Annotated in this window: 16 protein-coding genes; 15 read left to right on the forward strand and 1 reads right to left on the reverse strand. The window is 47.6% G+C overall.

The window, feature by feature from the left end:
• The first annotated feature begins 44 nt into the window (after positions 1-44).
• Positions 45-728: an HAD family hydrolase gene (locus AC3WQ3_RS05465; RefSeq protein ID WP_492471642.1), complete on the forward strand. Its 684-nt coding sequence runs from the start codon at positions 45-47 to the stop codon at positions 726-728.
• 162 nt (positions 729-890) lie between these two features.
• On the opposite strand, the gene AC3WQ3_RS05470 is transcribed toward AC3WQ3_RS05465, so the two are convergent.
• Positions 891-2,186: an Nramp family divalent metal transporter gene (locus AC3WQ3_RS05470; protein WP_336781514.1), complete on the reverse strand. Its 1,296-nt coding sequence runs from the start codon at positions 2,184-2,186 to the stop codon at positions 891-893.
• 427 nt (positions 2,187-2,613) lie between these two features.
• On the opposite strand from AC3WQ3_RS05470, the gene AC3WQ3_RS05475 reads away from it, so the two are divergent.
• The 14 genes from AC3WQ3_RS05475 to AC3WQ3_RS05540 all read left to right on the forward strand — a co-directional run bounded on the left by AC3WQ3_RS05475 (position 2,614) and on the right by AC3WQ3_RS05540 (position 14,575).
• Entirely contained in the window at positions 2,614-3,033 is a 420-nt protein-coding gene (locus AC3WQ3_RS05475) for an organic hydroperoxide resistance protein (protein WP_095289181.1), read from the forward strand.
• Positions 3,034-3,239: 206 nt separating this feature from the next.
• The gene (locus AC3WQ3_RS05480) at positions 3,240-3,485 is read left to right on the forward strand and encodes a zinc ribbon domain-containing protein (protein ID WP_024629326.1); all 246 of its coding nucleotides are present in this window, start codon (positions 3,240-3,242) and stop codon (positions 3,483-3,485) included.
• Between the two features lie 161 nt (positions 3,486-3,646).
• Positions 3,647-3,925 carry a hypothetical protein gene (locus tag AC3WQ3_RS05485; protein WP_154892567.1) on the forward strand — a complete coding sequence of 93 codons (279 nt, stop codon included), beginning with the start codon at positions 3,647-3,649 and terminating at the stop codon, positions 3,923-3,925.
• A 148-nt stretch (positions 3,926-4,073) separates the two neighbouring features.
• Positions 4,074-4,496, forward strand: a complete 423-nt coding sequence (locus AC3WQ3_RS05490) for a thiol-disulfide oxidoreductase DCC family protein (RefSeq protein ID WP_095289183.1) — start codon at positions 4,074-4,076, stop codon at positions 4,494-4,496.
• 95 nt (positions 4,497-4,591) lie between these two features.
• Complete coding sequence (locus tag AC3WQ3_RS05495) at positions 4,592-5,455, forward strand: DUF6612 family protein (protein WP_492471643.1); 864 nt, start codon at positions 4,592-4,594, stop codon at positions 5,453-5,455.
• 237 nt (positions 5,456-5,692) lie between these two features.
• Positions 5,693-6,076 carry a VOC family protein gene (locus AC3WQ3_RS05500; RefSeq protein ID WP_154892564.1) on the forward strand — a complete coding sequence of 128 codons (384 nt, stop codon included), beginning with the start codon at positions 5,693-5,695 and terminating at the stop codon, positions 6,074-6,076.
• A 179-nt stretch (positions 6,077-6,255) separates the two neighbouring features.
• Positions 6,256-7,476: a nucleotide-binding protein gene (locus tag AC3WQ3_RS05505; protein WP_336781513.1), complete on the forward strand. Its 1,221-nt coding sequence runs from the start codon at positions 6,256-6,258 to the stop codon at positions 7,474-7,476.
• Positions 7,476-8,780 (forward strand): TadA family conjugal transfer-associated ATPase, encoded by a 1,305-nt coding sequence (locus AC3WQ3_RS05510; protein WP_336781512.1) that lies wholly within the window; start codon positions 7,476-7,478, stop codon positions 8,778-8,780. The genes AC3WQ3_RS05505 and AC3WQ3_RS05510 overlap by 1 nt, the downstream gene beginning before the upstream one ends.
• A gap of 21 nt (positions 8,781-8,801) precedes the next feature.
• Positions 8,802-9,563 carry a type II secretion system F family protein gene (locus AC3WQ3_RS05515; RefSeq protein ID WP_492471644.1) on the forward strand — a complete coding sequence of 254 codons (762 nt, stop codon included), beginning with the start codon at positions 8,802-8,804 and terminating at the stop codon, positions 9,561-9,563.
• A gap of 12 nt (positions 9,564-9,575) precedes the next feature.
• On the forward strand, positions 9,576-10,445 hold the full coding sequence (locus AC3WQ3_RS05520) for a type II secretion system F family protein (RefSeq protein WP_492471645.1): 870 nt from the start codon (positions 9,576-9,578) through the stop codon (positions 10,443-10,445).
• An 11-nt stretch (positions 10,446-10,456) separates the two neighbouring features.
• The gene (locus AC3WQ3_RS05525; RefSeq protein WP_095289191.1) at positions 10,457-10,645 is read left to right on the forward strand and encodes a Flp1 family type IVb pilin; all 189 of its coding nucleotides are present in this window, start codon (positions 10,457-10,459) and stop codon (positions 10,643-10,645) included.
• Entirely contained in the window at positions 10,629-11,303 is a 675-nt protein-coding gene (locus tag AC3WQ3_RS05530; protein ID WP_492471646.1) for a TadE/TadG family type IV pilus assembly protein, read from the forward strand. The genes AC3WQ3_RS05525 and AC3WQ3_RS05530 overlap by 17 nt, the downstream gene beginning before the upstream one ends.
• A 64-nt stretch (positions 11,304-11,367) precedes the next feature.
• A complete protein-coding gene (locus tag AC3WQ3_RS05535; protein ID WP_492471647.1) occupies positions 11,368-13,512 on the forward strand; it encodes a hypothetical protein in 2,145 nt (714 codons plus the stop codon).
• Positions 13,513-13,543: 31 nt separating this feature from the next.
• A complete protein-coding gene (locus AC3WQ3_RS05540) occupies positions 13,544-14,575 on the forward strand; it encodes a TadE/TadG family type IV pilus assembly protein (protein WP_492471648.1) in 1,032 nt (343 codons plus the stop codon).
• Positions 14,576-14,583 lie beyond the last annotated feature (8 nt).

Consider the following 14,583-nt stretch of genomic DNA (forward strand, 5'->3'; position numbering starts at 1 on the left):
GCTGATTTAGAGATTGCGTTCATGGCTAACAAGGAGGAATAGGCGTGCCGGATGTACGGGTGTTAAAATGGTTGTTCTTTGATGTAGGAGATACGCTGGTCGACGAATGGGAGCCGGTAGATGATATTATAGGGCAGTTTGTAAAAGAAGCCTGCTTGCTTGGATATCCGGTGAAAATAGAGGAAGTGCGAGAGATATTTGCCTCCTGTTACCGAAATTATGAGCAGTGGCCCATGAGGGTAGCCATTCGAACGCTAATCAGCGATGAACGTCATAGGGAGCAGATCCAGGAGAAGTTGAAGTTCCGGAAGGAGCTGGAGAAGCCCTTCGCTTCTGCTGACGCGGTGTTGAAGGAATTGTCACACCATTATCGAATCGGGATCATCGCCAATCAGAGTCCAGGGACAGCTGAGCGCCTGGAGAGCTACGGTCTGCGGAGGTACGTGGATGTACTGGCTTGCTCGGCAGAAGAAGGCGTATCGAAGCCGGATCCGGAACTCTACGCTGTGGCTTTGAAGCAGGCGGGATGTGAACCCGAGGAAGCAGTGATGATTGGAGATCGGATGGATAACGATATCATTCCTGCCAAGAAGCTGGGGATGCGAACGATTCGGATTTTGCAGGGCTATGGACGATTTCAGCCTGAGCTTGAGGGCCAAGAGCGTGCAGACTGGACCATCGAAGCCTTGGAGCAGCTTGTTCCACTGCTTGTGCCTTCTGAGGGTTAGTGGAAAAAATTTAAAAGTGATGACTTTCGTGTCATTAAATAAAGGACAAGGCAAGTGCACGGCAAGCTAAAAGGCTGATTCCCTTAAGTATTATACTTAAGGGAATCAGCCTTTTTTAATGAATCTCTGGTAAGAGGAAAACTGTTTTACAGCATATTCAGATTAAAACAGCATGATGGTCTGGAAGATCAGATAAACGTTCAGAACCACAATTACGGCAGCGATGATCCAAGAGATGACTTTGAGCCACAGTTTGTTGGCGAATGCGCCCATGCTTTTTTTGTCACTCGTAAACATCACAAGTGGAATAACAGCAAAAGGCAGCTGCAAGGATAGAATCACCTGGCTCAAAATCAGCAATTCTTCCGTTCCGTGTTCGCCGGCGATAGCCGTCACAATAACGGCAGGGATGATCGCAATTAATCGGGTCACGAGCCGGCGGAGCCAAGCCGGAATCCGAATGTTTAGGAAGCCTTCCATGACAATCTGCCCGGACAGTGTACCTGTAAGCGTAGAGTTCTGACCGGAGGCCAGTAGAGCGACACCAAACAGGATACTTGCAATGGTTGTGCCCAGCAGAGGTGTGAGCAAGTGATAAGCATCTGCAATCTCAGCGACCTGTGTCATGCCTGCGCTGTGAAATACAGCGGCTGACACAATGAGTATGGCGGCGTTTATAAACAGGGCAAGGGTCAAAGCGATTGTTGAATCCATAGTGGAGTAACGAATGGCTTCTCTTTTCCCCTGAGTTGTCTGTTCAATCTGCCGGGTCTGCACGATGGACGAATGCAAGTACAGATTGTGCGGCATAACCGTTGCTCCAATGATTCCGATGGCAATATACAGCATCGCAGGATTCTGTAGTATCTCGGCACTTGGTACAAAGCCGGTGAGTACCCCGCCCATGTCCGGTTTGGCCAGAAACAGGTCAATCCCGAAGCAGAGGGCGATGGTTGCCATCAACACGATGACCAGTGTTTCCAGAGCGCGGAAGCCTTTATTTTGCAGCAAAAGGATAATCAGAACATCCACAGCCGTAATAATGACGCCGTATAACATCGGGATGTTGAACAGAAGCTTCAGTGCGATGGCTGAACCGATGACCTCAGCTAGATCTGTGGCGGCAATAGCTAATTCACACAACACCCAGAGCATAATGACAACCGGCATACTGAACCGTTCGCGGCAAGCTTGGGCCAGATCCCGTCCAGTTACAATACCAAGCTTGCCTGCAAGTGACTGTAATACGACAGCCATCAGGTTTGAGATTAAAATTACGGATAATAGCGTGTAACCGAACTGGGAACCTCCGGCAATATCTGTTGCCCAGTTACCCGGGTCCATATAGCCGACAGCGACCAGATAACCTGGCCCGACAAAGGCGAGGAATTTTTTCCACCAAGCGGCGTTCTTCGGAACCTTCATGGAGCTGTGTGCTTCCCCAAGGGAGGGAGCCATGCCTGCTGCGGCTAATTGCTCAGCTGAAGGAGAATTGAATGGATTTTTTTTACTCATACATGTTCACCTGACTTTTTAATAATAATCGTATTGATCATCCTTATGATGAGAACTGAGCCATTTACTTTTATATGTCTGAAAATATATGTCGTTACTTACATTGTACTCATTCAATAATTTTTGTCTAGTGCAACTTTTATGTAGATGGACAAAATGAGAAGTGGGTGGAGTCAGGCTCTTAGTATATTACCCAACTTCAGAAAATTTACCTGCATATCATAGGTGGCGTTATGCTGATGAAGCCAGATGCATGAAAATGATAAAGATGCAGAAGCTGATGAAGTAACCCAAATTCGTTTCAAATTGAGCCAGAAGTTTAAATTGAATTGTAGGCAGCAAAAATATTGGTGAAAAAGGAGAGATTCTAATGGAAGCTTTATATACAGCAACTGCGACAGTCAAAGGTGGACGTACAGGTTCGGTAACTTCATCGGATGGAGTCCTTAAACATGATCTGAAAATGCCAAAAGAGCTGGGTGGATCCGGCGGTGAAGGTACGAACCCTGAGCAGCTCTTTGCCGCAGGATACGGTGCATGTTACGAAAGTGCTCTTGCCAACGTGGCACGTAAAGCTGGCGTTAAACTGGAAGATGTGACTGTAACAAGTAATGTATCCATTGGAAAAGATCCTGCGGATGACGGATTCCAGTTGTCGGTCCGGCTGGATGTAAGCATGCCGGGTGTGGATCATAGTCAGGCCGAGGATCTGGCTCGCAAAGCTCATGATTTTTGCCCTTATTCCAAAGCGACTCGCGGGAATATTGATGTCGTATTGAACGTGGTGTAAACCGAAAATCCCGCTGAAGTAAAGGGAGAGGTAAATGAAGCAGGCTATCCTAGATACCTGTTGTTTGGTACAAGCCCTGCTGGCTAACGGCAGGGTTTTGTATTTAAAATCAGAAGACATGCAGGAGATTGCAGGTTTAATCGCGTACTCTTTTACATAATTATACTCTTGCTTCATGCCAGGCATCTGAAAAAGGGGGAATGCAAATGAGTATTGAAGAGATGATTGAGCGAAGGTTCGTATGTACGAAATGCCGGGGAACGGATTGCAACATCAAGGAAGTATCCATGTCCGGGGCTGGTCTTAGCAAAATGTTCGACATTCAGCATAATCACTATTTGTTCGTAGCCTGTTCCTCATGTGGTTATGTGGAAGTATTCGACCCCGATGTACTAAAAGGCAAAAAGCAGGGTCAGGTAGGCACGATATTGGATATTCTGTTCGGTGGATAGTGTGGCATAACTTGGTGGGTATGGAATCAATTCAAAATAAGCTGAGAGGTTCGTGCTCCCTGAGTTGACATCGAACTAAAATTTCTTTAATATGACTTAGTACTGAGAAGTGTCATGCAGGGAATATGCAGGAAACAAATTTGAATTGACAGGTGATATCCATGTCTTATAGACCAAGTATTGCAGAATTGCAAGTAGCTAGTAAAAACGAAAAAGACGGATTGTATGAATTTACAATGAAGCTGGTAGATGGCACGCAATGCCGTGTATTCTACTCCAAATCTCCGGAATGGAAGATGACAGCGATCAGCCGTCTGCAGAAGACGCCTTGTCCCGTATGCCGCAAAGATTTCATTTGCAAATGCATGGACCAGTGGGCAGGAGATCTGCATCAACAAATGATTGAAGATCAGTGGATGGAAAAGGCAATTGCTGAGTAATTGCCCAAACAGATACGAGCGTAGGCTTTAGAGCCTGCGCTCTTTTTCTATTCTATTCCTTTGAGTCGTATAAATTTTGGGGATAGCCGAACGTGAAGGTGAAAAGTGGGTAAGTTAATCTAACAGCATAAATGAGGAGGCTTCAATTATGACATCAATTCGAGCGGATGAGCATGAGGGACACCCAATTGTACTCGTGGACGGGGTTTGTCACTTTTGCCAAGGATTAACCAAATGGATTATCAAACGTGATCCGGAAGGGAAATATCATTTTGCATCGCTCCAATCCGATGTAGCCAAGGACTTGCTGAAGAAAGGAAATCTGTCTACAGACAGCATGGATACGTTTGTACTTATCGAAAATGGTCGTTACTATACACGTTCGACAGCTGCACTGCGGCTGGCCAAAGGTCTGAAATTTCCGTATCCATTATTATACGTCTTTATTATTGTGCCCAAATTCATTCGAAATGCCGTATATAACTGGGTAGCCCGTAATCGTTACCGGTGGTTTGGCAAGGACGAAGCGTGTATGCTACCGACACCTGAGATCAAGAATCGGTTTTTGTAAATCTTACTAGAGCAAGCATGCACCACAAACATGATTAATAAAGGAAACATTTGGGTAATGAATACGGATCACATCTATTTTGGGAGGACAAACAGTTGAAGAAGTGGACGACATTCATTATCGGGGCATTATTAGCAGTAAGCCTGACAGCATGCGGTGACGATGCGGATAACAGTACTGCAACGCCGCCGGCTGGCAATGAAGCGACAAACGAGGGGAATACACCTGCAGAGCAGGAAACACAGATCCCTACACTGGAAGAATTGATTACCAAAACGAATGAAGCAGCCAAGGAAATGAAAAGCTTCTCGAGCGATGCAACCATTGATCAAAATTTGAAGCTGGAGGCTGGCGAACAGTCACAGGATCAGCAGGTAAAAACAACAATGAAGATGGATATCATCAAGGATCCAATGATGATCTATCAAGAGATGAACATGGAAATGTCCGGGCAGGAAGCACAAAACGTGAAGCAGTACATTACTTCCGATGCCATCTATTCGCAGGTGGGAGATCAATGGGTTAAAATTCCTGACGATCAAACGAAGCAGCTGATTGAGCAAATGAAATCAACCCTGAACCCCGAAGAGGAATTGGATCAATTCAATAAAATTGCGGAAGATACCAAGATCACCGAAGATGGCGACAATTATGTCATTACCGCAGACGTATCGGGTGATAACGTGAAGGAATTGGCTCAATCCGTCATGGAGCAGAATGGGACGGACGCCCAGACACAAGCGATGCTTGAACAGATGAATATTAAAAGCATGCAAATGAAATATATGGTGAACAAGGAAACGTATCTTCCTGTTGGTACCGACGTGAATATGGTGATGGAGATGGAGCAGGAAGGCCAGAAAATCACCATGGACATGAAGATGACCAGCACCTTCTCCAACCATAACCAGGTAGAAGAGATTATGATTCCACAGGAAGCATTGGACAGCGCGAAATAGGGAGAGATTAAGCTTGCTACAAGCAAAGACATCCCTTTTTGAAATCCATGCAACGTGGTTCTAATTGAAAACATCTTTGATTCAAGTTTGTGTGAACCCAGAGAGGTTCCTGCTTGGATCGAAGGTGTTTTTTTCTCTTTTCTACAACTGGTCAGGAAGCACAAAGGTATAGTATAGTCGTGTAAAACGATTAACTTTTTTTATTAATATCATATGACTTGGAAGGAGAATTACGCGATGATCGAATATGCTCATATACATCATGTTAGCCTGGCAGTGCGTGATCTGGATGTTGCCAAACAATTTTATACCGGACTGCTAGGTATGCAGGAAATTGAACGTCCGCCTTTCCGCTCTACAGGCACATGGTACGCGATTGGCAGTCAGCAGCTGCATCTGCTCCAGCATCCGGAAGGACATACACTGCGTGAGGCGGGAATTGATACGACAGATGGTCACTTTGCCATCTGGGTGAAAAGTCACAACGAAACGATAGCCTGGCTGGAACAGCAGGGAATTGAGTATGAAGCAAGACCGGATAGTGTTGCAGGATTCGCACAGATCTTCATTCTTGACCCGGATCGTAACATTATTGAATTTGATGCACCTTATCAATCATAAGGATGGAAGCATCAGATTGTTAATTGTATAAATCTCTTGCTCGTCCAGAAATTGTATGCTATATTATCCATACATTCATAGCACGTGACGGAAGCACCGTCCATAATCTTGCATAATACATGCGGATCATGGTCGGTGTTTTTTTGTGCTTTTCTACAGGGAGGGAGGAGAAATTGATCGTGCTGAAGGCGGTACTTGCTTCAAAAGACAAGGAGTATGTCAGTGCCTGGCTTGATTTTGTTCAGGGGAGTTCATTTGGTGCAGCAATGCGATTTACCGCCTTTTCACAGTGGGAATCGTTTCAGGAGTACATGCATGAACATGAAGGAAAGGAACAGCCGGATCTGGTTATTGCAGAACCTGAGTTTCTGAATCCCTGGCTGGAAAGTATGGGTGAAAGTCCGGGTGTGCCTTGGCTGCTTCTCAGTGAAGGTCATGAGGAGGTGGCGGAAGATAAGCGCTTAATGAAATATCAACCTCTGCCTGCATTGTTGGATACCGTTCTGAATGCAAGTCGGCAGCCTCGTCGCAAAAAGGTGCACCGTCCAGGACAGCAAACCCTTTCCATTGGAGTGGTGTCAGCTTCGGGAGGAAGCGGCAAGACAGCGGTGGCACTGCATATGACAAAGCAGCTCGGACTGGCAGGCTACGCCGTGCTCTATCTTAATCTGGAGACGCTGGACAGTGTGCTGCCGTTCCTCGAGAAGGGATTATCCCGAAGTGTACAGCGTGTTCCGGATGCTGAAACGGGGCTGTCCCGGCTGTTGTATGATCTCAAGGTCGGGAGGAAGGAATCGGGCAAGCACGGGCAGGTGACTACGCAGGCTCCCTCCAAGGGCATAGATGGTTACGTGCTTCGTCATGATGGACTGAAGGCCGATGTGTTCTGGCCATTAACCAACCGGAAGGAACTGCTGCAGATGTCGTGTGAAGATACGACGGGGCTCGTTCATTATTTGTCCACTTCCGGGCAATACGACGTGCTGATTCTGGATGGAGACTCCGGTTGGGACGAACGCAGTCGAGGCATTTTGAAAGCGGCAGATGCCTTGGTATGGCTGGTTGAAGATGACCTGTCTGCCATGCACCGCTGGGGCCAATGGCTTGCGCATGCTGAGCGGACTGAGCCTGACTTGGTTGAACGTGTACTGGATCGTGCCCGCTTTGTGGTAAACAAATACCGAGACAGCATAGTCAATGCCGTTCCACGACCTGAGCTGCAGCTGGATGCAGTGCTGCCCTATATCCCTTCCTGGAAGCAGCTTCACCAGGAGGAAGTGCTGCTAAGCTCTCCCATATTTCAGCGTGAGGTAAAAAGGCTGTGTGCCATGCTTGTACAGGACGGAGAGGATGATCTGAAGCAGACGGGGCGCCTCCATAAGGGAGAGGGGTGGGCATGATGAGTGATGCATCCCATAGAGTTCTGGACCGGGAAGAACAATTTCAGAACATGCGCCGCGAGGTCAGGGCAGGCCTTGACTTAACGTCTTCAGCCGGGGACAAGGAACTGTGGCAGGGGATTGAGCGCAAGGTGTTATCTGATCCGGAACTGGATGACCTGACATCTGGAGAAAGACATGCGCTGGTGCAGAGGCTGTTTGATTCGTTTCGCGGGTTAGATATTCTTCAACCCCTGGTGGATCATCCTGACATTACGGAGATTATGATTAATAGTCACCGGGAGATCTTTGTCGAGCAGGAAGGGGAAGTTAGCCAAATTCAGCTCGAATTCGAATCCAGAGAACGGCTGGAGGATATTATCCAGATGATCGTCTCCGGGGTGAACCGGATCGTGAATGAGTCTTCTCCCATTGTGGATGCGCGGCTCAAGGACGGTTCGCGGGTCAATATTGTGCTGCCGCCGATTGCGCTAAAAGGTCCTACCATGACGATCCGGAAGTTCCCAAGTGAACCGATGACCATGTCGGACCTGATTGGAAAAGGTGCCTTGCATGAGGAAGCGGCAGAGCTGCTGCAGCAGTTGGTGCGCAGCAAATTCAATATCTTCATCGGGGGCGGGACCGGGTCAGGGAAAACGACCTTTCTGAATGCATTATCACAGTTTATTCCTCCGGATGAACGGATTATTACGATTGAAGATTCCGCCGAGCTGCAGATTGTCACGGTGCCGAATCTGGTGTCGCTGGAGACGCGGAACGCCAATACCGAGGGCAAGGGTGAAATCTCCATTCGGGATCTGATCAAGTCTTCACTACGGATGCGACCCAACCGGATTGTAATCGGAGAGGTGCGTGGGGCAGAGGCGCTTGATATGCTGCAGGCCATGAATACCGGTCATGACGGTTCTTTGTCTACAGGGCATGCCAATAACATCTCGGACATGATCAGCAGATTGGAGACAATGGTACTCAGCGGGGCAGAGCTTCCTATTTCGGTTGTGCGGCAGCAGATCAGCTCAGCAATTGATATCTTCGTTCATCTATCACGGCTGAGAGACCGTTCAAGGCGAGTGACGGAAATCAGTGAAGTCATTGGCATGAAGGACGGGGAAGTACTGCTGAATCCGCTCTTTCGTTTCCAGGAGCGGGATGAAAGGGAAGGCAAGATCATTGGAGGGTTGGTACAGGTCGGAAAGTTGAAGCAGATTGAGAAAATCCAAATGGCCGGGCTTGGAGAGTGGCTGAGTGAATACATAGGTCGGTACCACAAGGAATTAGAAGATTTGGATAACAAGGTAAATTAAAGCGGTTAGAAGGTGAATAGGTTGGGTGATTCCAGGCAGGTGTTAACGGATTATACCGTATACACGCTATCCGGTAGACAGCGAACCGTCTGCATGCTGATTAGTGGACTGCTATTTTTCGGTGTCGGTATGTTGTTCTATCACCACTGGCTGGCAGGTGTGATCTTGGCTGCGGGATGCATCTGGGTGCCAAAGCACTGGACAAAGGTACTGCTGGAACGAAGAAGAATGACACTGAGTTTACATTTTAAACAAGCGTTATATGCGTTATCCTCCGCACTGGCTGCGGGGAAATCCGTGGAGAATGGATTTAAGGAATCGGTAGAAGATCTGCGAATGCTCAATCCTGAAGCGGATACCGATCTCATTCGGGAGTTCACTATTTTGCGGACAAGAATGGAATATGGTCAACCGATTGAGGAGGCGCTGCAGGACTTTTCTGACCGGGCTGGCATCGAGGATATAACGAATTTTGCAGATGTATTCATCACGTGCAAGCGGACGGGTGGAGACCTGGTCGAGGTGGTTCGCCGAACCTCTGCTGTGATTGGCGAGAAGCTGGACATCCAGCAGGATATCATGGTCGCTGTGGCACAGAAAAGGTTTGAGTCCAAGGCAATGTTTGCCGCGCCTTTTATTTTTCTTATTTTTTTGAATTTGACGGCCAAGGATTTCATGGAACCACTGTATAGCGGTATGGGATATCTGATCTCCAGCATGGCTTTGGTAGTGCTCGCCTGCTGTTATCTGTGGATTACACGCATTATGGATATCAAAGTATAAGGAGCTGATTCGATGCTGCTTCCCGTTATATTCGGAGGGGTGCTCGGAGCAGGGTGGCTGGTCCTGGATCGTACGCGAGGACATACCTACCGCCATCTGCGCAAACTTCATATGGAAGGTTTACGTCTGAAAAAACTGCATGGACCCTTTCTGTTTTTACTGGACAGATACGAGGTAGGCCGAAGATTGCCTGTGCTAATGTTCCGCATGCAGCATGCTATCCAGAAAATGCACGGCATACAGCACAGCGGAGAGAAAACGATGCTCTATAGTGCTGAAATGCTGACGTATGCCTGGCTGATGCTGCTTGTGGGCTGTCTGTTATCACTCGTTGGCGATATCGGAAATGGAGGTCTGTTAGGCGGGCTTGCCCTAGCGGTTGCACTGCCTTTTGCACTCTATAAAGATCTTCATACCAAGGTACAGCGAAGAGACCAGGATATTCTGATGGAGCTGCCCGAGCTGTTAAACCGGATTGTCCTGCTTGTTGGGGCAGGGGAAACCGTACAAAGGGCTATCGTTCACTGTGTTGCAAGTCAGGGAGAGCGAGACCATCCGCTCTACAACGAGCTGCGGAAGACGGTCGGTGATTGGAATAACGGGTACTCTTTTCAACAGTCGTTTGAACAGTTCAGCCGCCGCTGTGGTGTGCAGGAAGTTACGATTTTTACGACGACAGTTCTGCTGAATTTCCGCCGTGGGGGAGGTGACTTTGTACTCGCGCTGCGGGATCTGTCCCATGTGTTGTGGGAGAAACGCAAGGCTGTCAGTCGGGCGAAGGGAGAACAGGCATCTTCCAAACTGGTGTTTCCGATGGTTCTGATCTTTTTTACGATTGTGGTTATGATCGGAGCACCTGCTTTTATGATGATGAATATGTAGGAGGAATGGAAATGCAGGAAATATTGAAGAGCAAAGCAAGTACATTTTGGAACGAAGAGGACGGTCTGGGTACGCTGGAGCTGATTCTGATTATTGGCGTCATCATTATTATTGCCTTGATTTTCAAAGATCAAATTAAAACCTTGGTAACTCGTTTACTTGGTCAAGTTAGCAAAAAGAGTGATGAATTCTTTGAGTAAACGATTCAAAAGGGAAGATGGAAGCTTCACGATCGAGGCTTCCATGGTCTTCCCGGTGGTGCTGTTTATTCTCATGTTAATTCTGTTTTTCACGATGTACATGTATCAAAAAACCTTTTTAAACCAGCATGCCTATGCAGCATCGGAACGAGCCGCCTACAGTTGGGATAACAGTCACAAGCAGGCCATGACAGGTGAAGTAGCGGCGGATGAACATGACCATCTCTACTGGAGATTAACGGATGACCGATTGCTCGGAGCTCTGTTTGGCTGGGCTGGTGCGGATAATCAGATTAGTGTTCCCGTGCCTGCTAGTGAAGGTGGGAGTCTGACTGAACAGAAGCTATCTCAAGCCGTTCAGAACATGCCAGGTGGGATGCGTGGAACGATCGAGTATCAGAATTCCTTGATACAGCGAAAAGTTACGACCAAGCTGGAGCAGGTTATTTCTTTGCCTCTTCCTTCTTTTTTGTTTGATTCGGGTGACCGTGTTCTGACGCAAGGTTCATCAGCGGTTGTCGAGCCGGCGGAATTTATCCGAACGGTGGATCTGGTCCGTTATTATGCTGCCAAATTCAAAGGGAAAGGCGGCGAGGCAACCGGTACAGCAGCTGAAGCAGGACAGGTCCTGCAGCATTTTGGAAAAACCAAAAAGTAGAGAGAGGAGGAGAGCAGCGCTGTTCAGAAAAAAAGACGGTGAATCAGGTGCTGTGACCCTGTTCATGATCTTAATCCTGGCGGGAATCTATATGTTTGTCGCCGTATTCATTGATTATGCCCGGATAGCGGCCTTCAAAGTTCAATCAGAACGCATGGCTCATGCAGCATTAAGATCGGTAATGTCTGCATACGACACGTCACTCCGGGAATATGGGTTGTTTGGTTATGGAGACAGTAGTGGTGAAGCCATTATGGCCAAGGTACTGAATGATAGTGTCAAGCCATCGGCTGTGAAGGATGGATTCCCCATTCTGGATATACAGTGGGATACAAGCACCCTGAGCATGGAGCGGGAATTGGGCAGGTATGATATCTTCAATCGCCAGATTCAGGAGGACATGAAATATCGGGCTCCGGTTGACTTTACGTTAGAGGTGGTCAATCGCTTCAAGCCAATGTCAGAGGAGATGAAAGAAGCCGCGCATACCGTAGACTTGCTCAAGAAATTGCAGAAGCTATATGACAAGCGTGAGGATTTGCTGGATGAGGCGATAGCCAATCAGACCGATTCAGCCAATACATTGAAAGATCTCCCTGCTCTGATCATGAGCCCTCCCTCACCTGCCATTTACGATGAAATGATGGAAGAAACGCCGGAGACTGCTGCCGAGATCGCAGCACGTTATACGGATTATCTAAGCAAGAAACAAGCAGACGAAGGACTACCATTCAACCAGCAGCAGTATATCCTGGAGCTGGCTCGTTACCGGACAGGTGTTGGTAATGTGGTTACCGGTATAAGTATGGTTCTGCAGCCGGCACAACAGGCGCATCAGATGAAGCTCGAGGCAGCCCAGACTCTGATTGATGAAGCGCGTAATCTTAACGAGGAAATGAAGCGTGTTATCGCTGAAGGGGAGAACCGTTCCCAGAATGCGAGTTATGAAAAAGTCGGGAATTCAAACCTCCCTGGGCAGAGTCCACCATCTACGGGATCAGGCAGCGAAGCCAAAGATACACGTTCACTTGCCTCTGAGTTGGTGAGAGCCGATTCATTGTTTGAAAAGTTAAAAGAACATATCCGCTCCCAAACCTCAGACTTTAATCAGGTTAGAAAAGACAGCCTTGAGCTGAATACACAGCTTCGCAATGTGACGGGTCAGAGCGGTGTGCCTGTTAAGCCTGCTGTGAGACAGGCGAGTCAGGTCACAGAACGATACATGGACTCTTATGTACGAAGTGGTGCCTCCAATGTCATTCTTCAGAGCAAACAGCTGCTTGAGGAAGGTCGGGGATCTGATGCGCAGCGAAAGGCCAACGACAAGGAGTCCAAGGCAAAATTAAAGGACATAAAGCGCATATTGTCACAGATCGAAAATGGACATTCCGGATCAACGGAAGCGTTCAAGCAGTTGGAGCAATATTATAATGCCAACATTGCATTTAACCAGGCTATCCGGGAGGAGGCCAAAAAGGCGGAAATTGCAGGCGATCCTTACGATTCAGGCGGTGACGCCATGAATGGAATGGACAGTTTATTTGGCGGGATGTCTGGCCTGCTGGATAGTCTAGGGGATGAATTATTCCAGAATGAATACGCACTCGCTTATTTCAATTCGATGGATTTTGGACAGCTGCTCGATTGGACTGAGGGGAGCGGGGATTCGAGTGAGGTCTTCAAACTGGAGAATCAGGAGCTGGAATATATCATTTACGGGTTTCACAATCCTTCAGGCAACATTGCGGCTGCATATGCAGAAATATTTGGTATGCGTTTGGCGATTCGAACCGCAGAAGGATTAATTGAGAACAGTAAACTCGGTAATCCCCTTCTGGTGTTATCGGCTGCAATTTTATACGGGATTACTCACGCCATAGCGGATATGGTGAAGCTATCCAAAGAGGGCAGTGTGGAGTTGTCCAAATATATCAAGGTTAAGCTTACATATAGGGACCATCTAAGACTATTCCTTTTAATGCACAGTAACAATGAACGTAAAATGTCCAGAATGCTGGCATTAATTCGGCTGAATACGGGCGTTAATCCCGATGAAAAACAAACGTATGCATCAGGGAACATACGCAGCAGTGTAAAGTTATGGTTTTTGCCAGGGGTGATCAAAAGTATAGGTGCAGTTATGGGGAATGCAGACCAGGTTGAAGATGGGCGATTATTCATAGACCGGAGGACGGATTATTCCTATTGAATCAAGCCGTACCTTTTCAGGTGGAGGGATTATGGAGAAGCAGGAGCTAGACCAAAAAGAATATGCACGATGGCTGCTTCGATTAACACGGTTGCGCAAAATGGAACAATTGAAATCTCTGCCGGAGCAGGCAAGCTCCTCAAAAAAGGAACAGGGAAGCATTGTATTGGAAGCTTCGCTCGTTCTGCCTGTGTTTCTGTTCTTTGTCATGTTCCTTGTCTACATCGTACAAATGACACTGATCTCGACAGCCCTGCAAAGTACAGCGGGTGAAGCCGTAAAGCAGCTCTCCACCAAGATCTATCCAGTTTCGCTTGTCTTCACTCCATCGGATTCCGCTGGTGGTGGAGAGAAGGGAAGCGGCTGGAGCATACCGGAGTTGTCTTTAACGGAATGGGCTGAAGAGTATGCCTCGGCTCTGCCGGATCCGTTAAGCAATTGGGTGCGTGCGGCTGCAGCCAGTGGGGAGCAGCCTTTGCAGGAGATTAAGACTTCGGTTATCGAGACTGTACTTGATCCAGCTGTAAAACCCATGCTTCAACCTTTTATAGATCCGGAATTGCTGGACATGGAGCGTATACATGTTAACGGGATATCTGTGCCTGATCTCAAGAACAAAACAAATCCGTATTTCAGGCTGGAGCTCAGTTACGAACTGCCGATTAAAGTGCCTTTCCTCGGCAAACCATTACGGATTCAGGCTGCTGCCGCTGAGCGCGTATGGATCGGAGATACGGGAGAAGGTTCTAATAGTAATAATGGCGATGGAGACGCTGCAGGTTCAATAACCGTGTTATCCAAGCCAGAGCCTGCTTACATAGGGAATAATGCAACAATCAAGGTTCAGGTGGAACCAGGGGCCACTGCAAACCTAACGATATTTTATAAGTCGGGAGAAAGTACAGCGAAGCATATTGGCTGGGCTACAGCCGAGGAGAATGGCTTGATCGAGTGGAACTGGTTTGTAGGTACTCGCACGACGGAAGGGACCTGGACATTTGTAGTGGAAACCGCGGATGGCAGTGATATAACAACTGAGTTTAATGTAGCATCGAGAAAATAGTGATATGG

The sequence above is a fragment of the Paenibacillus sp. FW104-T2 genome (assembly GCF_058789975.1).